The organism is Sulfurovum sp. (assembly GCF_049668085.1).
In the GTDB taxonomy this organism is placed as follows: domain Bacteria; phylum Campylobacterota; class Campylobacteria; order Campylobacterales; family Sulfurovaceae; genus Sulfurovum.
The window spans coordinates 22,022-41,624 of the sequence record NZ_JBATIY010000085.1; the positions used below are offsets into that span (position 1 = coordinate 22,022).

General features: G+C 39.5%; 19 protein-coding genes and 5 tRNA genes. 10 read left to right on the forward strand and 14 right to left on the reverse strand.

What is annotated here, in order from left to right:
• Nucleotides 1-210: 210 nt before the first annotated feature.
• From rlmN to hisF, 3 genes are read right to left on the reverse strand one after another with little or no spacing between them, the layout of a single operon-like run.
• Nucleotides 211-1,281 carry a 23S rRNA (adenine(2503)-C(2))-methyltransferase RlmN gene (rlmN, locus tag WBM70_RS05420; protein WP_424557495.1) on the reverse strand — a complete coding sequence of 357 codons (1,071 nt, stop codon included), beginning with the start codon at nucleotides 1,279-1,281 and terminating at the stop codon, nucleotides 211-213.
• Nucleotides 1,282-1,806, reverse strand: coding sequence for a purine-nucleoside phosphorylase (locus WBM70_RS05425; protein WP_424557496.1), 525 nt, complete (start codon nucleotides 1,804-1,806; stop codon nucleotides 1,282-1,284).
• A gap of 3 nt (nucleotides 1,807-1,809) precedes the next feature.
• Nucleotides 1,810-2,574, reverse strand: a complete 765-nt coding sequence (gene hisF / locus WBM70_RS05430; RefSeq protein ID WP_424557497.1) for an imidazole glycerol phosphate synthase subunit HisF — start codon at nucleotides 2,572-2,574, stop codon at nucleotides 1,810-1,812.
• Nucleotides 2,575-2,668: 94 nt separating this feature from the next.
• On the opposite strand from hisF, the gene rsmA reads away from it, so the two are divergent.
• From rsmA to WBM70_RS05465, 7 genes are all read left to right on the forward strand, one after another.
• Nucleotides 2,669-3,526 carry a 16S rRNA (adenine(1518)-N(6)/adenine(1519)-N(6))-dimethyltransferase RsmA gene (gene rsmA / locus WBM70_RS05435; protein ID WP_424557498.1) on the forward strand — a complete coding sequence of 286 codons (858 nt, stop codon included), beginning with the start codon at nucleotides 2,669-2,671 and terminating at the stop codon, nucleotides 3,524-3,526.
• Nucleotides 3,462-5,606 carry a ribonuclease J gene (locus WBM70_RS05440; RefSeq protein WP_424557499.1) on the forward strand — a complete coding sequence of 715 codons (2,145 nt, stop codon included), beginning with the start codon at nucleotides 3,462-3,464 and terminating at the stop codon, nucleotides 5,604-5,606. Before rsmA ends, WBM70_RS05440 begins: the two co-directional genes overlap by 65 nt.
• Before the next feature lie 134 nt (nucleotides 5,607-5,740).
• On the forward strand, nucleotides 5,741-6,709 hold the full coding sequence (locus WBM70_RS05445) for a KpsF/GutQ family sugar-phosphate isomerase (RefSeq protein WP_424557500.1): 969 nt from the start codon (nucleotides 5,741-5,743) through the stop codon (nucleotides 6,707-6,709).
• 13 nt (nucleotides 6,710-6,722) lie between these two features.
• Nucleotides 6,723-7,601: a pseudouridine synthase gene (locus tag WBM70_RS05450; RefSeq protein WP_424557501.1), complete on the forward strand. Its 879-nt coding sequence runs from the start codon at nucleotides 6,723-6,725 to the stop codon at nucleotides 7,599-7,601.
• A 3-nt stretch (nucleotides 7,602-7,604) separates the two neighbouring features.
• Nucleotides 7,605-8,786 (forward strand): replication-associated recombination protein A, encoded by a 1,182-nt coding sequence (locus tag WBM70_RS05455; protein ID WP_424557502.1) that lies wholly within the window; start codon nucleotides 7,605-7,607, stop codon nucleotides 8,784-8,786.
• Nucleotides 8,787-8,854: 68 nt separating this feature from the next.
• Nucleotides 8,855-9,130 carry a YMGG-like glycine zipper-containing protein gene (locus tag WBM70_RS05460; RefSeq protein WP_424557503.1) on the forward strand — a complete coding sequence of 92 codons (276 nt, stop codon included), beginning with the start codon at nucleotides 8,855-8,857 and terminating at the stop codon, nucleotides 9,128-9,130.
• Between the two features lie 30 nt (nucleotides 9,131-9,160).
• Nucleotides 9,161-9,868: an OmpA family protein gene (locus tag WBM70_RS05465; protein WP_424557504.1), complete on the forward strand. Its 708-nt coding sequence runs from the start codon at nucleotides 9,161-9,163 to the stop codon at nucleotides 9,866-9,868.
• A gap of 6 nt (nucleotides 9,869-9,874) precedes the next feature.
• Here WBM70_RS05465 and WBM70_RS05470 read toward each other — a convergent pair whose 3' ends face one another.
• The 6 genes from WBM70_RS05470 to WBM70_RS05495 form a co-directional block, all read right to left on the reverse strand.
• Nucleotides 9,875-10,285: a hypothetical protein gene (locus tag WBM70_RS05470; protein ID WP_424557505.1), complete on the reverse strand. Its 411-nt coding sequence runs from the start codon at nucleotides 10,283-10,285 to the stop codon at nucleotides 9,875-9,877.
• 78 nt (nucleotides 10,286-10,363) lie between these two features.
• Nucleotides 10,364-10,448, reverse strand: a tRNA-Leu gene (locus WBM70_RS05475).
• A gap of 33 nt (nucleotides 10,449-10,481) precedes the next feature.
• Nucleotides 10,482-10,558 (reverse strand) — tRNA-Arg (locus tag WBM70_RS05480).
• A 36-nt stretch (nucleotides 10,559-10,594) separates the two neighbouring features.
• Nucleotides 10,595-10,671, reverse strand: a tRNA-Arg gene (locus tag WBM70_RS05485).
• A 38-nt stretch (nucleotides 10,672-10,709) separates the two neighbouring features.
• Nucleotides 10,710-10,785: transfer RNA gene (locus WBM70_RS05490), tRNA-His, on the reverse strand.
• 44 nt (nucleotides 10,786-10,829) lie between these two features.
• Nucleotides 10,830-10,906 (reverse strand) — tRNA-Pro (locus WBM70_RS05495).
• 154 nt (nucleotides 10,907-11,060) lie between these two features.
• Here WBM70_RS05495 and WBM70_RS05500 point away from each other — a divergent pair.
• A complete protein-coding gene (locus tag WBM70_RS05500) occupies nucleotides 11,061-12,530 on the forward strand; it encodes an alanine/glycine:cation symporter family protein (RefSeq protein WP_424557506.1) in 1,470 nt (489 codons plus the stop codon).
• Nucleotides 12,531-12,578: 48 nt separating this feature from the next.
• Here the strand turns inward: WBM70_RS05500 and purM are convergent, their stop codons facing one another.
• From purM to WBM70_RS05515, 3 genes are read right to left on the reverse strand one after another with little or no spacing between them, the layout of a single operon-like run.
• Entirely contained in the window at nucleotides 12,579-13,574 is a 996-nt protein-coding gene (gene purM, locus WBM70_RS05505; protein ID WP_424557507.1) for a phosphoribosylformylglycinamidine cyclo-ligase, read from the reverse strand.
• A complete protein-coding gene (locus tag WBM70_RS05510) occupies nucleotides 13,574-13,798 on the reverse strand; it encodes a hypothetical protein (protein ID WP_424557508.1) in 225 nt (74 codons plus the stop codon). The genes purM and WBM70_RS05510 overlap by 1 nt, the downstream gene beginning before the upstream one ends.
• A 41-nt stretch (nucleotides 13,799-13,839) precedes the next feature.
• The gene (locus WBM70_RS05515; protein WP_424557509.1) at nucleotides 13,840-14,154 is read right to left on the reverse strand and encodes an MTH1187 family thiamine-binding protein; all 315 of its coding nucleotides are present in this window, start codon (nucleotides 14,152-14,154) and stop codon (nucleotides 13,840-13,842) included.
• Nucleotides 14,155-14,221: 67 nt separating this feature from the next.
• Here WBM70_RS05515 and WBM70_RS05520 point away from each other — a divergent pair, with 67 nt between their 5' ends.
• Complete coding sequence (locus WBM70_RS05520; RefSeq protein WP_424557510.1) at nucleotides 14,222-15,433, forward strand: NAD(P)/FAD-dependent oxidoreductase; 1,212 nt, start codon at nucleotides 14,222-14,224, stop codon at nucleotides 15,431-15,433.
• A gap of 150 nt (nucleotides 15,434-15,583) precedes the next feature.
• On the opposite strand, the gene typA is transcribed toward WBM70_RS05520, so the two are convergent.
• Both typA and WBM70_RS05530 read right to left on the reverse strand, forming a co-directional pair.
• Nucleotides 15,584-17,401: a translational GTPase TypA gene (gene typA / locus WBM70_RS05525; protein ID WP_424557511.1), complete on the reverse strand. Its 1,818-nt coding sequence runs from the start codon at nucleotides 17,399-17,401 to the stop codon at nucleotides 15,584-15,586.
• Between the two features lie 167 nt (nucleotides 17,402-17,568).
• Complete coding sequence (locus WBM70_RS05530; RefSeq protein ID WP_424557512.1) at nucleotides 17,569-18,672, reverse strand: deoxyguanosinetriphosphate triphosphohydrolase; 1,104 nt, start codon at nucleotides 18,670-18,672, stop codon at nucleotides 17,569-17,571.
• 70 nt (nucleotides 18,673-18,742) lie between these two features.
• Between WBM70_RS05530 and WBM70_RS05535 the strand changes: the two genes are divergently transcribed.
• The gene (locus tag WBM70_RS05535) at nucleotides 18,743-19,576 is read left to right on the forward strand and encodes an FAD-dependent thymidylate synthase (protein ID WP_424557513.1); all 834 of its coding nucleotides are present in this window, start codon (nucleotides 18,743-18,745) and stop codon (nucleotides 19,574-19,576) included.
• Nucleotides 19,577-19,603 lie beyond the last annotated feature (27 nt).

Consider the following 19,603-nt stretch of genomic DNA (forward strand, 5'->3'; position numbering starts at 1 on the left):
ATATAGTACAGAAAAGTATTTTTTATAAAGTAGAAGAGGGTAATGAACGGTAGGAAAACAAAAGTGTTTGAAAGATAAGAAAGAAAATACTACAAGGACAAAAAGAATTCTACTTCTCTTCATCACTCCGAGACTCATAGATAAACCAACCAACTCCAATGACAGCAACAATGACTATAAATCCCAACATAAAAAGTTCCAAACTCGGCATTATACTTCTCCTTCTAATTCTTGTTCTCTTAACTGCCCACAAGCCGCTGAAATATCCAACCCTTTAGACTCACGGATCGTACAATGCAAACCTCTCTTCGTGAGATATTCCTGGAACTCTTTCATATCTTTTTCACTTGGACGTTTGAATTCAGTACCACCATATGGATTAAAATAGATCAAGTTCACCTTGGCTTTAATGCCATCTAAAAGAGATAGTAATTTCTTTGCTGCTGAGATATCATCATTGACATCCTTGATGACAAGATATTCGAACATGACTCTTTTCCTAGCATTGACAGGAAAGTTTTTCACTGCTGTTATAATTGAACCAATGTTGTACGCTTTGTTAATAGGCATCAACTGTTGTCTTAACTCATCATCAACTGCATGGAGTGAGATAGCCAGATTCACTCCTAGGTCCATCTTGCCTAGTCTTTCAATCTTAGTACTCAATCCAGAGGTAGAGATCGTTTGTCTATGTGTGGCTATTGCCATACCTTCAGGATCTGCAAAGATCTTCACTGACTTTGCAACCTCTGTTAGGTTGTCAAGTGGTTCACCCATACCCATATAGACAATATTGACACGACGGTTGGCATCGATCTCATTATCCTTCTTGATCATACGCAGCTGTTCAACAATTTCACCTGCAGTCAAATTACGCATAAAACCACCCTTTGCAGTTAAACAAAAGGCACAACCTACCTTGCACCCTACCTGAGATGAGATACAGACTGTATAGCGTTCCTGATGCTTTACAGAGCCATCTTCATGATATTCTTTATCTTTCATCAAAAGAAGTACGGCTTCAACCGTGTGTTTATCATGAAGTTCAAAAAGATATTTACGACTTCCGTCTTTGGAATTTTGTACCATTACTGTTTTGAGAGGAGCAACTGTATACTCTTCATCCAGCTTTTCTCTCATCTCTTTAGGAAGGTTTTTCATCTCTTCAAAAGAGTCTGCATACTTGTGGTAGATCCAGTTGTATATTTGTTTCGCACGGAAAGAAGGCTTGATCAGTTCACTTAACTCTTCTTTAGTTAGATCTTGTATTATTTTCTTCATTTATTTACTTTCTTTAATATACTTAGTTAATCTAAGCATTGCTTCTTTATGATTATCCATAAAGTCTTTATGTGCATTTTCATCACAATAATTTGTCACTATAAAAACACCTGCTGCAGGAATATCAAAAGATTTTGCTACTTTTAATACAGCATAGTATTCCATATTTTCTAAATGGATATTTTTAGAAAGATATGATTCCCCTACGCTTTTATCTGTAGTAATATAATTAGAGGTATTCACTATTGTTTCACGTGAAACATCTTCTGCAGTGGAAACCATATTATCTATAGGAGTATATGAACCTCCAGTAAAGAAACTGTTTTCTATGTTTGCTGCTGTCTTTGATTCTATAATGTCAAAAACTTTCTTTTCTCCATACGAACCTGCCGTACCTATGAACAATATAAATTTTGGTTTTTGAGAGAAACATAAGCGCGTTAAATTAATAGCCACATCTGTCATACCAATACCAACGGGTAAAGCAAAATCAAATTGCTCACTCTCGCCTGCACAAATTATCATAAACTACATTCTCACTGGGATATTTTTCCCTCTAAGATAGCTTTTTAATTCCATAATGTCAATCTCTTTAAAGTGAAAGATCGAGGCGGCCAATGCGGCATCTGCATTACCAAGGGTAAATGCTTCTTCTATGTGTTGCATCGTTCCTGCTCCACCAGAAGCAATGACGGGGATATTCACGAGTTGACCTATCTTCCTATTCAAAGTATTATCAAATCCTGCTTTCGTGCCATCTGCATCCATAGAGGTCACAAGCAATTCACCTGCACCTCTGCCATACGCTTCTTTTGCCCACTCCAACGCATCGATACCTGTATCGTTACGTCCTCCATGGGTAAAGATATGCCATTTATCTTCAGAGACTTTTTTGGCATCAATTGCTACAACTATACACTGAGACCCAAAACGTTTTGCACCCTCTTCAATGAATGCCGGGTTTTTAATGGCTGCAGAATTGATACTTACTTTATCACAACCTACATTGAGAAGGTTATAGATATCAGAAAGCTCTCTGATCCCTCCACCAACTGTGAGAGGAATAAAAACTTCCTGTGCTACTTTTTTCACTACATCAACAATCGTATCTCGTCCTTCATGACTTGCACCGATATCAAGAAAAGTGATCTCATCTGCACCTTCTTCATTATAACGTCTGGCAACTTCTACAGGATCCCCTGCATCACGTAACCCAACAAAATTAACACCTTTTACTACCCGTCCATTATCTACATCAAGACAAGGAATGATACGTTTTGCAAAATAATCCATCTAATTAGCTGTGTTCCTCTCAAAATTATGCTAAGATTATACAAAAATTATCCCAAACACGGGATTAGTAGTAAGTATAAAGGTAGATTATAGTATGATTATTAAAGATTTAGCCGAATTTGCAAGTAAGAAATTTGGTCAGAATTTTTTGAAGAATGATATCTATCTTCATAAAATCATCCAAGCGATGCCCAATGACGATCTAAAAGTCGCAGAGATTGGGCCTGGCTTAGGTGATTTAACCAAAGAACTTGTAAAAGTTCGAAATGTCACAGCATTTGAGGTTGATAAAAGATTATGTGAGCATCTTACCACTGAATTTGAAGAACCCATAAAGAATGGTATTTTTGAATTACGGTGTGGAGATGTGCTTGAGCGTTGGGAGTCAGGAAGTCTGTTGGATGAACCTTATCATCTGGTAGCCAACCTGCCCTATTATATCGCGACCAATATTATTTTAAAAGCATTTAAAGATGAGCAATGCCAGTCAATACTGGTTATGGTTCAAAAAGAAGTTGCCGTTAAGTTTGCAGCAAGTGTCAAACAAAAAGAGTTTTCTGCTCTTTCTGTTCTTGCTGCAAGTGTCGGAAAAGCAACACTCTGTTTCGAAGTTGAGCCCGAAGCATTTGTTCCACCTCCAAACGTTACTTCTGCCGTGCTTTTAATAGAGAAAAACCAGTCACAGGATGACGAGAAGTTTGAAGCGTTCTTAAAGATCGCATTTGCGCAACCGCGTAAAAAACTCTCTAAAAACCTTATGACTGTTTTTTCTAAAGATATTGTCAATCAAACTTTTGAAAAGTTAGAACTTGATTCTAACCTACGACCTCATGAAGCTGGGACATCTATTTATCATCACATATATAATGAATTAAAGGATAATTTAGATGGAAAACAACGAGCAGAACAACGAAAAATCTCAAAATCAAGGGCAAAGAACACCCAGAGATAGAAAGCCAAATCCACATAGACAAAATGCGCAAGGGCAGAATGAAAACCGCCCTAACCCCAATCCAAATAGAAAACCGCACCCGAACAAAAGACCAAACCCTAATAGGGAAGTAGACGGTAATGTGCCAGATAGAGAAGCACCAAACGGGAATAGAAAACCAAACCCTAATAGAAAGCCACACCCGGACAGAAAACCAAACAGGAATCAAAATGCAGAAGGGCAAGGAAATAGACAAAACCCAAATAAAAAACCACATTCTGGAAATAAGCCCAACCAAAACCGTGGCGGTGGAGGCAAGAACAGAGGCAGAAGAAAAAATGTTACCACTGTAAACGATACAATGAGAGCTTCTCTCGAAGAGAATTTACGCGTTAAAGACGCAACCATGAACCCATGGAAGCAGATAGACATATCAGCAAAAGGTAAAATACGTTTCACCCCGCTGGGTGGTCTCGGCGAGATCGGTGGGAACATGGCGGTTCTCGAAACTGAAACAACTGCTATCATCATCGATGTAGGTATGTCTTTCCCTGATGAAACGATGCACGGTGTAGACATCCTGGTACCTGATTTCTCATACTTGCATACACTTAAAGAAACAAAAGATGTCTATGTTATCATCACACACGGTCATGAAGACCACATTGGTGCTATGCCTTACCTGTTTAAAGAATTACAATTTCCTATTTATGCAACGCCACTTGCACTTGCGATGATAGAAAATAAATTTAATGAACATGGACTCTCTGCACACACAAATAAATTTAACTTTGTAACACTGAGAAAGCAGTATCAAATCGGTGACATGAAAATAGAATGGATGCACAATACACACTCTATCATAGATGCCTGTTCACTTGCTATTGAGACATCTGCTGGAACCATCATCCATACCGCTGACTTTAAAGTAGACCATACTCCTGTAGACAACTACACAATGGACTTACACCGTTATGCATATTATGGAGCTAAAGGGGTACTTTGCCTTTTCTCTGACTCAACCAACTCACACAACCCTGGGTTTACGAAAAGTGAAAAAGTAGTTGGAAAAACATTTGATTCACTCTTTGACCTTGCAAAAGGAAGAGTGATCATGTCCACATTCTCTTCAAACGTTCACCGTATCTTCCAAGCAATGGAAAGAGCAGTAAAACACGGTAGAAAAGTATGTGTTATCGGTCGTTCAATGGAGCGTAATGTTGAAACCAACAGAGCGCTTGGCTTTGTTGATATTGAAGACAAACACTTTATCGAAGTACACGAAGTACCAAAATATGCTGAACATGAAGTACTTATTGTAACTACAGGTTCACAAGGTGAAACTATGGCAGCATTGAACCGTATGGCAACAGATGAGCATAGACACATCAAACTTAAGCCTTCAGATACAGTCATCATCTCTGCTTCAGCTATCCCGGGGAATGAAGCTTCCGTTTCCGGTTTGATGAATAAACTCATTAAAGCTGGTGTAACGGTACGTTATAAAGAGTTTGGAGATATTCACGTCTCAGGTCACGCAGCGCAAGAAGAGCAAAAACTGATCTTAAGACTGATCCAGCCTAAGTTCTTTTTACCAGTTCACGGTGAGTACAATCATATCGCTAAACATGCTAAAACAGCTGTTGAATGTGGTGTTGATGAAAGAAATATCTTACTTATGTCTGATGGGGATCAAGTAGAGATCACAACGAAGTATCTTAAAAAAGTAAAAACGGTTAAAAGCGGTAAAACATATATCGATAACCAAAACAATATGACCATTGAAAATGATGTAGTACTTGACAGACAAAAACTGGCTGAAGACGGTATCGTCAATGTTGTAGCACAAATTTCACAAAGCAACCAAAAAGTGGTGGGGAAACCTGTTGTCACTTCACATGGTCTTGTTCCAGATAAAGAAGATAAGAAATTTGCAAAAGAGATAGAAGTGTTACTTGAGACAATGCTCCTTAACATGAAGCCTGAAGCACTTAAGAACCATAAAGATATTGAAAATGATATACGTTCAGTAGTTAGAAAACATGTTGTTCGTACGAAAAAGAGATACCCACTCATCATTCCTACTATCTTCATCGTTTAACCTACTTCTGCCTTAGGGCAGGGGGTATAGTCATTTCCACCTATATTTTTATCTCTGATAACCAGGGAAAACCCACTTGTCTCCTGACCTACTAATTATGATATAATCATTTAAAAACATATAAAGACTGAACTATGGATCTTATCAAAATTGCACAAGAAACTTTTCACACAGAAGCAGATGCCCTATACAAAGCTGCCGAACGTTTAGACCAGAATTTTATGGATGCCATTTCGCTTATACTGGAGACAAAAGGAAAGCTGATCATCACAGGTGTAGGAAAGTCTGGACTGGTAGGTGCTAAAATGGCTGCTACCTTCGCAAGTACTGGTACGTCAAGTTTCTTTTTGCACCCAACTGAAGCACTCCATGGTGACTTGGGGATGATAGGGAAAGGCGATACTCTGCTTGCCATCAGCAGCAGTGGAGAGAGTGAAGAGCTTACCAAGATCCTTCCTCATATCAAACGTTTTGATATCCCGCTTATTGGACTGACCGGAAATGAAAAATCATCTCTTGGATCTTACGCTGATGTCTTTCTTGATATCTCTGTAGAGAAAGAAGCATGTCCCCTGGGCGTGGCTCCTACAACATCAACCACACTGACCATGGCACTGGGTGATGCTTTGGCAGTAGCACTCATGGAACAAAGAGGCTTCAAGCAAGAAGATTTTGCCTCTTTTCATCCTGGAGGATCATTGGGTAAAAAACTTTTTGTGAAGATCAAAGATCTCATGAGAACAACAGACCTGCCTATCATCAATCATACAACCATGCTAAAAGATGCCATTGTAGCGATGAGTGAAGGGAAACTAGGTACGGTACTCATCGTGGATGAGACAGATACATTTATTGCCATATTAAGTGATGGCGATCTTAGACGTGCACTTATGAAAGAAGGATTTAGCTTAGACCATCTGGCAATCGAATATGCCAGCAAAAATCCTAAGAGCTATACAAATACAGAATTACTGGCAAGTGATGCCCTTGAAATTATAGAAAATGGGCGTATACAACTATTGCCTATTACAAATGAAACAGGTAATATCATCGGTGTACTACACATCCATGACCTGATCAATGCCGGAATTAAAAGTAAATAAAAAACGAGAAACAATGAGATTAAACAAATATATATCACATAACACAAAATACTCAAGACGAGAAGCCGATAAACTCATAGAAGAGGGTGAAGTTACTTTAAACAAAAAAGTCTTGAAAGACTTTGGATATGAAGTAGAAGAAGGTGACCATATCTATGTGAAAGGCAAAGCAGTCAAAGAGAGTAAAGAACTTACCATCATTGTCTACAATAAACCTAAGGGTGTACTGGTTACGAAAAAAGATGATAGAGGACGTGCGACGATCTATCATAAACTACCAGGCAAATACAGACACTTTGTACCTGTAGGTAGACTGGACTATGCCTCTGAAGGACTTTTGCTCTTAACGGACTCCCCAGAGGTCGCAACTGCCCTTATGGAAAGTGGTTTGGACCGTACTTATAATCTTAAAATAGATAAACCTATCACTCCAGAGATGATCACAGCCATGAAAGAGGGTCTTGTCCTTGATGATGCCCGTGCAGGCGCACATGAAAAATCTAAGATATTCAGTATGGAATTTGCGCCATTTGCTCACTTTGAAGTGAGAAGTGAAGGACAAAGTTTTTCTAAACTTCGTGTCACCATTACTGAAGGGAAAAACAGAGAACTGAGACGTTTCTTTGCACACTTTGAAGCCAAAGTACTTGACCTTAAGCGTGTGGCCTTCGGAGGGATAGAGTTAAACAACCTTCCTACCAATAAAACACGTTACTTTACACGTAGAGAATACGATGATGTGCATAAGTTCATGAAACGAAGACGTGCAAATGCTGAAGCCACTGCTAAAAATGAAGCCAACGCGCGCAAACAGGAAGAAAAAAATAGACGTGAAAAAGAGCTTGCAGAGAAAAAGAGTACCCTCTCAAAAAAGTTTAGCAAAAGAGATTAGATTGTGCCAAATCTTGCACTGAAATATCGCCCTAAAACGCTTGGTGAGATGATAGGTCAATCACACCTTTTAGGTGACAATGCCATATTACAAAAACTCATCACTACAGGAACCCTCTCCCATACCTTTTTTTATGGACCACCGGGTTGTGGGAAAACAACTCTTGCAAGGGTGATCGCTTCACTTCTCGATATACCTTTTTACGAGATGAATGCCACCACACTCAAGATAGAAGATCTACGCAAGATCTTTAAAGAGTATACCAACGCACTACAAAAGCCTCTTATTTTCATTGATGAAGTGCATAGACTCAGTAAAAATCAGCAGGAAGTACTCTTGCCTTTTATGGAAAATCAGGCCGCCCTGATCATAGGTGCTTCTACAGAAAATCCTTATTATTCACTTACCGCTGCAATGCGTTCACGTTCACACCTTTTTGCACTTGAATCAATCAATGAAAAAGAATTGCATATCTATCTTGATAAAATCATACAACTGGAAGATCTCACAGTAGAAGACGATGCAAAAGAGTATCTTGTCTTTTCAAGTGGAGGCGATGTACGGGCTATGTTAAATCTACTTGAGAGTGCTGATGCTGTAGAAAGCCCTGTTACATTTGCCACACTCAAACAGATACGCCCCCATGCCATGCAGGCAGGAAGTTCTGAGAGAGAAAGCCACTATGAGCTGACCTCTGCCATGATCAAAAGTATTCGCGGATCTAGTATAGATGCCTCCATCTATTATCTTGCCAGACTAATAGATGGAGGAGAACCTGCAGAGTTCATCGCAAGACGTTTAGCCATCCTTGCCAGTGAAGACATTGGAAATGCAAACCCCCCTGCTCTTAATCTTGCCAGCTCCGTACTGAATATCGTGAAACATATAGGGTACCCTGAAGCCAGAATATCCCTTTCTCAACTTGTGATCTATCTTGCTTCCTCACCTAAGTCCAACAGTGCGTATATGGCTATCAACACTGCTCTTAAAGATATCGCAGCAGGAGAGATACACCCTATTCCTTCTCATATCAAAACTCATGCAAAAAGCTATGTGTATCCTCATGATTTTGGCGGATGGGTAGAGCAATCCTACCTGACCGTACCCAAGAAATACTATGAGACCAAACAAATAGGTTTTGAAAAAACTCTTTGGCAATGGCATGAAAAAATAAAGTCCAAATAATTAAACACATTTGTGACACATTTCTGTGTTATAATTCAAAAATATTAAATATACAAGGAATTTTCTCAATGAAAAAAAACATACTTAATATGCTATTTGCTTCAAGTGCAACTATTGCCTTTTTGACCGGTTGTACAGGACAAGAAATAGCCCCCAACAATGCAACACAGACTGGTGCAGCAACGGGTGCTTTGGCTGGTGCAGTAATAGGATACAATTCTGGTAGCCATAGTGGAACGAACGCTGCTGTAGGTGCTGCGATAGGTGCTCTTGCAGGTGGTGCTTTAGGAAGTGCCGTAGACAGTCAAAACCCTGAACAAGTACAATCAGGCGGATGGCAATAGCCTAAACCGCATAGATAAAAAGGAGATAAAATGAAATTAACCAAAACGATACTTACTGCTACTGTAGCAGCTTTTATGCTTGGGGGATGTTACTATCAACCTGGACTTGTTCAGGATGAAAGTTATAATCGTACCAAAACAGGTGCAGCTACAGGTGCCCTTGCAGGATCAATGATAGGATACAACACAGGCAGCCATGATGCAAAAAGTGCCATCATTGGTGGTCTTATAGGTGCTGCGCTAGGAGGAGCTATAGGGTATAATATGGACCAACAAGCAAATGAAATTGCACAAGCACTAGGTACTGGTGTCAACAATGATCCACTTGCTGCACTGAATCCTAACAATGACATCGTTGTATCTAAAACCAATAGTTATGTAAAAATCATGTTTAGAGATCGTATGATGTTTGCAACAGGTTCATCTAAACTGCAAGCAAATGCGAGAACAAAAGTACAAAAAGTAGGCCAATTGTTAGCTAATTATCCTCAGACGGTTGTAGGTGTTGCTGGATTTACAGATAATGTAGGAAGTTACGATTATAATCTAGGACTTTCTCAAAAACGTGCAGGTACTGTAGCCAATTTACTTGCTGTAAATGGAAAACCCTTCACAAAAGGATGTTCGTACAATAAAGCCATCGTACCGAATGATTCTGCTAAGAATAGAGCACTTAACAGACGTGTAGAAGTCTATCTCTATGCAGATAGCAATAGAATGACTGACCCTTGCCGTTAAACTCTCTTACTTCAACAAGCTAAGCTCTCGCTTGGCTTGTTCTGCATTCATTGCACCAGAGAAGTATTTACTTTCAACCGTATCAACAGAAGCCGTAAGCTTAGCTGTTAAAAGATCTCCCCTAACCCTCTCGTTTATAAACATTTTCATATCAGAAAAATCAGGGAAAAGTTCTAAGAATTCTGTTTTTAAGGCAGAGTTATTCCATGCTTGAATCTGTGTACTTAGAGGTGCACCCGTCATATCGAGTATATCCCGACCTATACTGTCAACGCTTTGATACTGATCATACTGATGCTTTTGCTTATATTCCTCATTTTGAAACTTTTCATCTTCCTGGATATCACCCACGAAATTCGTAATAAAATAAAGAAATCCTACACCTATAAGTATAAAAATAAATAGACTTTTATCCATAATGACATCCTCGTTATAGAGTTAATATGAAATTATACAATAAATTTTAATGTTTAAGTTAATGAAGTTTTTTGTAGATGGTGCGGATGAGAGGACTCGAACCTCCACGCCGTAAAGCACCAGATCCTAAGTCTGGCGTGTATACCAATTTCACCACATCCGCATGTGATTGTTTTACAAAACAATAAAAAGTAAGTGGTACACCCATTAGGATTCGAACCTAAGACCCTCGCCTTAGAAGGGCGATGCTCTATCCAGCTGAGCTATGAGTGCACAAAAAATAATAATAAATAACAAAACTGATATTAATGGTACGCCTGAGAGGACTCGAACCTCTAACCCTCAGATCCGAAGTCTGATGCTCTATCCAATTGAGCCACAAGCGCTTCTTCATATTGGGTGGTTACCCGATTAATTACTAATATGGGGTAGGCGACGGGACTCGAACCCGCGACAACCAGTACCACAAACTGGCGCTCTACCAACTGAACTACGCCTACCACAATTAAATGTTGACTTATTATTATAATGTTAAATACCTAAATGGTCGGAGTGAAAGGACTCGAACCTTCGACCCCCTGGTCCCAAACCAGGTGCGCTACCAGACTGCGCTACACTCCGTTACCTTATAAAAAGGAACGCAATTATAGTCAAAAGGTTTCCATTTGTCAATAGATTTTGGAAAAAAATGAAAAAATATACTTTTAATCCCTATATTAGAGGTACTTTAGGTGTGAATGAGTATAATAAATCCATCTACATGGCAGGGTAACATATGAACAGTATATTTGAACAGATCAATAGTCTCTTGGGCAATCTCTTTTTCTTTGATGTCTTTTTTGGTAGCGTAGAGGGTGGAAGTATGCCTTTCATTGTTGCATGGCTTATCGTGGGAGGGGTTGTTCTTACTTTCCGTTTTGGTTTTATTAATATACGTATGTTTTCCCATGCCTTTAAGATCATCACCGGTAAATACAAAACTGCTGATGATGTAGGAGAGATCACTCCTTTCCAATCTTTAACCACTGCACTCTCTGCCACCGTTGGACTTGGAAATATCGCAGGGGTTGCTATTGCCATTGCTATAGGAGGTCCTGGAGCTACATTCTGGATGATACTGGCAGGATTCTTTGGTATGACACTCAAATTTACAGAAGTTACACTCGCACAGATCTATCGAGAGAAAAGACCTGATGGACGGATCATGGGTGGAGCGATGCAGTACCTTTCAAAAGGACTTGCCTCTAAAGGACATGTGAAATTGGGAAAAGTACTCGCTGCCATGTTCGCAGTACTTGCCATCGGGGGATCTCTGGGTGCAGGTAATGCCTTCCAGACCTCACAGGCTCTAGGTGCACTTACTGAACGTATTCCTTTCTTTGCATCCTATCCAATTGTATTTGGTCTCATTATGGCAACGATCGTAGGATTTGTCATCATAGGAGGCATTAAACGTATTGCCAGTACTGCAGAAAAGATCGTTCCAGCTATGGTATTTATCTACCTGCTTGCATCCCTATGGATACTCATCACAAATGCTTCAGCAGTCCCTAGTGCCATCTCAACCATCTTTTATGAAGCCTTTGCCCCTACTGCGGCTGCTGGTGGTATGATAGGAGTACTTGTGCAAGGATTTAAGCGTGCTGCATTCTCAAGTGAGGCAGGAATAGGATCTGCTGCTATCGTACACTCTACTGCCTCGGTAAAATACCCTGTCAGACAGGGGATGGTTGCTCTTTATGAGCCATTTATAGATACGATCGTGATCTGTAGTATGACAGCACTTGTGATCGTCACCACTGGTGTCTACAATCCTAGTGGTGAGTTCGCCAACCTTGTTGCTACCAAACAAGGTGCTGCACTTACTGCGGCAGCCTATGGAACCGTTATTTCATGGTTCCCTATTATCTTGTCATTTTCCATCGTCCTTTTTGCATTTTCCACGATGATCTCATGGTCTTATTATGGAGAGCGTTCTTGGACCTATCTGTTTGGTGAAAAATATACATTACTGTACAAACTGATCTTTGTATCCTTTACGGTCATGGCATCGATTACCAGTGCTTCTACACTGTTAGAGTTTTCTGACCTGCTTATCCTGGCAATGGCCCTGCCAAACCTCATAGGACTCTATATCCTCCAAGGCGTCGTTCAAAAGAACCTAAAGTCATATCTTTCAAAATGGAAAAGTGGAGAGTTGGATAGAGAGTGTATACGAAAAGGGGTATGTGACCCCAAGGAGTAGAAGAGATGTAAATCACATCTCTTCTGTTTGAAATGTGAAGAGGATGGATTAAACCATCTCTACACCCTTTTCACCATGTGCAAGTGCACCGATGACATAACCATCTGTATTTGTAAGTACTGCATCTACATTTTCAGGTTCTACAACCCATACCATACCTACACCCATATTAAAGGCTCTATACATCTCTTCTTCTTCAACATATTGGCTCATAAATTCAAAGATCGGCAATACTCTGATGCTATCCTTGTTTACAATGGCTCTCATACCCTCTGGAAGGACTCTGGGAAGGTTTTCTACGATTCCCCCACCCGTGATATGGGCTAAAGCTTTTACATACTGTTTATTGGCTTTATACTCTTTCACGTAGATACGTGTCGGTTCAAGTAAAGTCTCTACAAGCGGTTTACCTTCAAACTCAGTCTCAAGGCTCATGCCCAACTTGTCAAAGAAAAGTTTTCTTACGAGTGAATATCCATTTGAATGTACACCAGAGCTTGGCATTGCGATGAGGATCTGACCCTCTTTCACATTAGCCACAGTATCCATCTCTGAACGCTCTGCAATACCTACAGCAAATCCTGCAAGGTCAAAGTCATCATCCGAATACATACCTGGCATCTCAGCTGTTTCTCCACCTACGAGTGCACATTCAGAACGACGGCAACCCTCTGCGATACCGGCAACCACATCTTTTGCATTTTCTGGAAGTAATTTGCCTGTTGCATAGTAGTCCAAGAAGAACATCGGTGTACCATTATTACAGATAAGATCATTTACACACATTGCCACAAGATCGATACCTACTGTGTCAAGCTTACCGCTATCTATAGCAATACGAAGCTTTGTTCCTACACCATCAGTAGCTGAAAGGATGACTGGTTCTTTATAGCCTGTTGGTAGTGCATATGCACCTGCAAATGAACCGATACCACCGATAACATTTTTATCGAAAGTAGATTTTACATCACTTTTGATCGCTTCTACAAACTCATTACCCGCATCGATATCTACGCCGGCATCTTTATATGATATATTTGACATTAATTGTTATCCTTTTCATTCGTTTCTTCACATTTGCACGCAGGGAAAATCTTTTTAAGCATAATAAGCCCGGGACAAAAACCTGTCAATCCTGCGAGAACAAGCATTACCATCATGGCAAATTGTAAAATAAATGCAGCCGCATACATTCCAGAACCCGCTAAACCCATCACAAATCCCAGTAGACTAGCCTGTATTAAACGTTGTATCTTTTCAGCACACATTTAAAAATCCTTATTAGAAAGTGGGCGTATTATATCTAATTTTAGCTGTTTAACTTCCTTCCCAGCTTCTCTTCAACTGAACCTACTTTGTTGCCCAATCTACCAACTGGACCATCACGCCAATCAATCTTAATGGAACTATAGACACGACCACAATCTACTTGGAGATCCTCATAGGCTTTGTTAATGACTGATAAAACCTCTTCTACGGTTTCACCTTCAATGATAGTCCCCATTGGTGTTAACTGATATGCTAAACCACTTTTATCTACGATATCTAATACTCTTGCGACAAAGGCACTTTTACTCTGGGTTTTCTCTGTGGGGAACATCGAAAATTCTACTAATGCTGACATGGTTATCCTTAAGTGTTTTTGATGTTATAACAGATTATAGGTTATAATCACCCTACAAAGGATGAAAATGGTTGATATGATCGTTATAGGTGCGGGAGCGGCAGGTCTCATCGCTTCCATTACTGCTGCAAGAGCAGGGCATAAAGTGATGTTACTTGAGCAGAACAACAAGATAGGTAAAAAGATCTTGGTCTCGGGCAATGGACAATGTAACATAGACAACAAGTATATCAATCTCAATCGTTTTCATTCACAAAATCCTGCATTTATAGCAGCAGTCTTAGAGGATTATGGCTTTGAAGTAGTAGAAAAGTTTTTCACATCGATAGGACTTGAACTCATCGAAGGTAAAGAAGGGAAGATGTTTCCTATGTCTTTGCAAGCTAGTTCTGTTGTTGAGCTTTTAGAGTATGAAGCTAAAAAAGTGGGGGTAGAGATACTCTGTGACTGCACAGTCACATATTTAAACAAAGAAGCTGATACTTTTACTGTAGAAACTTCTCAAGGAACGAAGCGTTGTAAAAAACTTCTCTTGGCTTCCGGTTCACCTGCAGCACCTCAACTTGGAGGTTCCAACTCCGGATATGCGTTTGCTAGTAAAATGGGACACACTCTTATACCACGCCACCCTTCACTTGTGCAGCTCTGCTCAGAAGAGAAATGGGTCAAAGCGTGTGCAGGCGTAAAAGTAGCGGGGATAGCACAACTTTATGCCAACGGTGAGCAGATCACAGAAAAGAAAGGTGACCTGCTTTTCACGAACTACGGCATCAGCGGTCTGGCCATTTTAGATCTAAGCCGTGAAGTCAGTACGCGATTGGCAAACTATGACTATTGTGAACTCAATCTGGACCTCATTCCAGAACTCAGCAAAGAAAAACTTACCAATTTACTCTTGAATCGTTTAAACGAGGGAAGCAATAAACCTCTAACGACATGGCTACAAGGCGTACTGAACAAAAAACTTATTCACATCATCCTTGAACAATCAAAATGTAAAGCCAAGCTAGAGAGCGAACTAAACAGAAAAGAGGTAGGGAAACTCGTCTACGCCATTAAAAACCTTAAACTGAGCATCAATGACACCAAAGGTTTCAAGGGAGCAGAAGTAGCCACAGGTGGCATCAACACCACTGAAGTGAACCCACAAACGATGGAATCAAAACTTGTACCTGATCTTTACTTTGCAGGAGAAATACTCGATGTCGATGGAGACAGAGGAGGGTTTAATTTTCACTTTGCTTGGGTAAGTGGCTTGCGCGCAGGGACTAATTCATAAACTATTAGAAATGTCATAAATAAAAATAATAGTTCTTTTAGTTTGCTGTAGATTTGGTTGAATGGTGTAAGTGTAGAGAGGGAGCATACGTAAAGTATGTGACTGAACGAAACGAAGCCGTTCAGTCGAAGATGCAGTGAAATAAAAGAACTATTTTGCGTTCTTTTTATCTCTTGCTGCTCTTTTTCTTTCATTCGCATCAAGTGATTTTTTACGAATTCTTACAGAAATAGGTGTGATCTCGATAAGCTCATCGTCTTCGATCCACTCCATTGCCGACTCTAGTGTCACAGGTCTTGGCGTCACTAGTTTGATCGCATCATCTGCACCAGATGTTCTCATGTTTGTAAGCTGTTTTCCTTTAAGCGGGTTCACATCCAAGTCTCCTGGACGTGCAGACTCACCGATAACCATACCTGCGTATACTTTATCTTGCGGGTTAATGAACATTACACCTCTTGACTGAAGGTTGAAGATAGAAAAGGCTACTGCTTCACCGTTATCCATAGAAACAAGTGCACCTGCAGTTCTGCTTTCAACTGTACCTGAGTATGGTCTGTACTCTAAGTAAGAGTGGTTCATGATACCTTCACCTTTGGTGTCAGTCAAGAATTCATTTCTAAACCCGATAAGTCCACGAGCAGGGATCTCAAATTCAAGTCTTACTGTACCGTCTGGCATAGGATTAAGTGAAGTCATGTTTGCTTTTCTTTTTCCTAGTTTTTCGATGGCAACACCCTGGAATTCTTCAGGAACATCTACAACGAGGTGCTCAAATGGCTCCATTTTCACACCGTCTTCTTCTTTCACAACAACTTCCGGACGTGCAAGAAGGAATTCAAATCCTTCTCTTCTCATGTTCTCTGCCAAAATACCGATCTGAAGCTCACCACGTCCCGATACCTTAAACGATGCATCACCTTGAGGTTCCATACGCATAGCGATGTTCGTTTCCATCTCTTTTTCAAGTCTTTCTTTGATCTTGTTAGAAGTAACGTGTTTACCTTCTTGTCCAGCCAAAGGTCCGTTGTTAACAGACATGATAACTGAAAGTGTAGGCTCTTCAACATGCATAGGGTCCAATGCAACTGGATTCACTGGATCACACACAGAATCACCTACATCAATGTCATTAAATCCGGCGATAGCTACGATGTCTCCCGCTTCAGCTTCCTGGATCTCAATACGCTCAAGTCCTTTAAACCCGATAAGTTTAGAGATGCGGCTTTTTGATTTAGCCCCACATGCTTTTACAAGAAGATACTCATCACCTTTTTTCACTTTACCGTTAAAGATACGAGTAATACCGATACGGCCAACAAAGTTGTCAGAGTCAAGTGTAAATACCTGTGCTTGTGTATCATCATCTGGTGAACCCTGTGGATATGGAACTTTCGTTAAAATTGCTTCGAAAAGTGGCGTCATATCTTTGTTTTCATCTTCCATTTCCCATTTAGCATAACCATCTCTGGCTGCCGCGTAAAGTACTGGGAATTCAAGTTGCTCTTCGTTTGCATCAAGCGCCACTAAAAGGTCAAATACTTCGTCCATTACTCTATCCGGATCTGAACCATCTTTATCGATCTTGTTTATAACAACAACAGGGATGAGACCAAGTGCAATCGCTTTTTTCAAAACAAATTTAGTTTGAGGCATAACACCTTCTTGTGCATCTACCAAAAGAAGTACACCATCTACCATTTTAAGAACACGCTCAACTTCACCACCAAAATCGGCGTGACCCGGAGTATCGATAATGTTGATCTTGTGATCACCATATACAATTGCTGTATTTTTAGAAAGGATCGTGATCCCTCTTTCTTTTTCAATAGCATCACTATCCATTGCTCTTTCTTGTACTTCTGCATGGGCAGCAAATGTACCAGACTGTTGAAGAAGTTCATCTACCAATGTTGTTTTACCGTGGTCAACGTGAGCGATAACCGCAATGTTTTTAATCTTTTGCATAAAATGTCCTAAAATAAGGCTGCTTGCCCTATGTAATTTTCGCGAATTATACCCAAAATATATTATATAAGAGATTTTTATGTGAAATTGTAGATAAAGATATACTGAATAAGTATGAGAAAGTCTATGTACACACCGTCATACACGATGTATACTTAATGTTGTTTTTATAGTGAAAACCCATACATTTCATGATAGGTTTTCATCGCATATCGGTCTGTCATAGCTGCGATGTAATCTGCAATAACACGTTCTTTCGTACGTATATCAAAAAGCGCTTTTTGATAAGGAGGAAGTAAATTTTCATCTTCTCTGAATGCTGTATATAAACCTATGATACACTGTTTCCCTGCGTGCATTTTACGTACGATCTTTTGATGTCTATAAAGTTTCTGAAGTAAAAGCTTTTTGAGTTTTTTAAGCTGTGTTGCTGTCTCTTTCGAAAATCCTACTGGTAATTTTTCCTGAGCATCCATAGTCACACAGATAGGCATCTCCTGACGGTACTTTTTTGCACCTTCTCTTGAATGATCAATGAAATCTTCTACAAGCAGTTTAATAAGTCCTGCTACAAAACGATGTCTATAAAGTTTTTCATCTCTTTTAATACCTTCATTTTGTACCACTTCATCGACTCTCAAACACAATTCATCTTTTAAGAGGTCATCAAACGTTATGAGACCGTATTTGATACCGTCATCTATATCGTGTGAGGTATAGGCGATCTCATCTGCATGGTCTACCACCATCGCTTCAAGTGAAGGATGTTTGTCTAAAGCAAAACGAGGATCTAAACCTTCTAAAAAAGGTTTTTGATAGGGATAGGAATGTTTAAGCACCCCTTCAAGCGTAGCAAAAGTAAGGTTAAGCCCATCAAATGCTTTATAACGTTTTTCCAATTTGGTCAATACCCTAAAAGATTGAAAATTATGTTCAAAACCCAAAGGTCTGCCATCCGCTTTAAGAAGTTTATCTAACTCATCTCCGCCTACATGTCCAAACGGCGTATGTCCCAGATCATGTGACAATGCAATCACTTCTGCAAGGGTTTCATTAAGCTTTAACATACGTGAAAGTGTTCGTCCTATCTGGCTCACTTCAAGTGAATGGGTCAATCGTGTACGGAAGTAATCGCCTTCATGATTTAAAAAAACCTGCGTCTTATACTCCAGCCGTCTAAAAGAACTACAATGAAGTACTCTGTCTCTGTCTCTTGCATAAGGGTCCCTAAAATCTTTTTCAAAACTAAAAAATCGTTCATCTGCCTTCACGGTCTAATCCTTATATTGCTCTAAATTTATAGTGATATAATTGTATCTAAAATTATGATGGAGTGTGCATATGGAAAAAATGGAAATGTATCACATAGAGTATGAAAAACCTAAAGTTACACTTTTACAACAATCTGGACTGGGTGTTGCAGAAATTGCTGCAAGAACATGTTATGACAGTTTTGAGAACAGTGAGAATGCCTGTGTTAAAAATGCCATGAATAATCTAGATACCGATGCGATCAATGATATCGATGATTCGGATCTACTTTCAAACCTTGCATGGGTCCATCACCATCACTCCATCATCGAACATGCTACTCTAAGTTTTTTGATTCAGGGTACTTCACGAGGAGTACTTCAAGAACATGCAAGACATAGACTTCAAGCTATTTCTGTAAGAAGTACACGATATACTATGTCATCTGTGATCAACGCTTTTATAGCATCACTTGAAAATGAAGATGGTTACCCATTCTTTTTAAAGACACTTCTTAATTTAAATCTCTTTGTTGTTACAGATGAAGCGTATTTGGCTATAGAGATCAGAGCTATCTATGATAAGTTATACTTTCAATATCAAAAAAATGATGACTTTATAAACGCTGCAGTAGCTAAATCATCTATTCCATTTTTAGAAGAGCACAAGGGTAATGCAGACACACTCTATAGTGCATTGGAAAATGGAAAGAAAAAGAGAAATGTAGGGGATGGATTTAAACACATTGTCTCAGACAACTGGAAAGTAGATATGGTGGTTACATTTAACATCAGAAGTCTTAAAAACTATTTTGACCTTAGAGATTCTGGTGCAGCATGGTTCCAGATACAGTGGTTAGCTGAGGAGATGAAAGAAGTGACCCCAGTTAAATATTTAAAACTTATCGATAAAAAATATAAGTAATTTTCAATAATTTAAATTAGATATAAT

Coding starts and splice junctions, on each gene's coding strand:
- WBM70_RS05440 (WP_424557499.1), top strand. CDS start 3,462: ATGGAAAACAACGAGCAGAACAACGAAAAATCTCAAAATCAAGGGCAA.
- WBM70_RS05470 (WP_424557505.1), bottom strand. CDS start 10,285: ATGGATAAAAGTCTATTTATTTTTATACTTATAGGTGTAGGATTTCTT.
- WBM70_RS05535 (WP_424557513.1), top strand. CDS start 18,743: ATGGAAAAAATGGAAATGTATCACATAGAGTATGAAAAACCTAAAGTT.
- WBM70_RS05520 (WP_424557510.1), top strand. CDS start 14,222: ATGGTTGATATGATCGTTATAGGTGCGGGAGCGGCAGGTCTCATCGCT.
- WBM70_RS05425 (WP_424557496.1), bottom strand. CDS start 1,806: ATGATAATTTGTGCAGGCGAGAGTGAGCAATTTGATTTTGCTTTACCC.
- WBM70_RS05445 (WP_424557500.1), top strand. CDS start 5,741: ATGGATCTTATCAAAATTGCACAAGAAACTTTTCACACAGAAGCAGAT.
- WBM70_RS05515 (WP_424557509.1), bottom strand. CDS start 14,154: ATGTCAGCATTAGTAGAATTTTCGATGTTCCCCACAGAGAAAACCCAG.
- rsmA (WP_424557498.1), top strand. CDS start 2,669: ATGATTATTAAAGATTTAGCCGAATTTGCAAGTAAGAAATTTGGTCAG.
- WBM70_RS05465 (WP_424557504.1), top strand. CDS start 9,161: ATGAAATTAACCAAAACGATACTTACTGCTACTGTAGCAGCTTTTATG.
- WBM70_RS05510 (WP_424557508.1), bottom strand. CDS start 13,798: ATGTGTGCTGAAAAGATACAACGTTTAATACAGGCTAGTCTACTGGGA.
- hisF (WP_424557497.1), bottom strand. CDS start 2,574: ATGGATTATTTTGCAAAACGTATCATTCCTTGTCTTGATGTAGATAAT.
- WBM70_RS05460 (WP_424557503.1), top strand. CDS start 8,855: ATGAAAAAAAACATACTTAATATGCTATTTGCTTCAAGTGCAACTATT.
- typA (WP_424557511.1), bottom strand. CDS start 17,401: ATGCAAAAGATTAAAAACATTGCGGTTATCGCTCACGTTGACCACGGT.
- purM (WP_424557507.1), bottom strand. CDS start 13,574: ATGTCAAATATATCATATAAAGATGCCGGCGTAGATATCGATGCGGGT.
- WBM70_RS05500 (WP_424557506.1), top strand. CDS start 11,061: ATGAACAGTATATTTGAACAGATCAATAGTCTCTTGGGCAATCTCTTT.
- rlmN (WP_424557495.1), bottom strand. CDS start 1,281: ATGAAGAAAATAATACAAGATCTAACTAAAGAAGAGTTAAGTGAACTG.
- WBM70_RS05450 (WP_424557501.1), top strand. CDS start 6,723: ATGAGATTAAACAAATATATATCACATAACACAAAATACTCAAGACGA.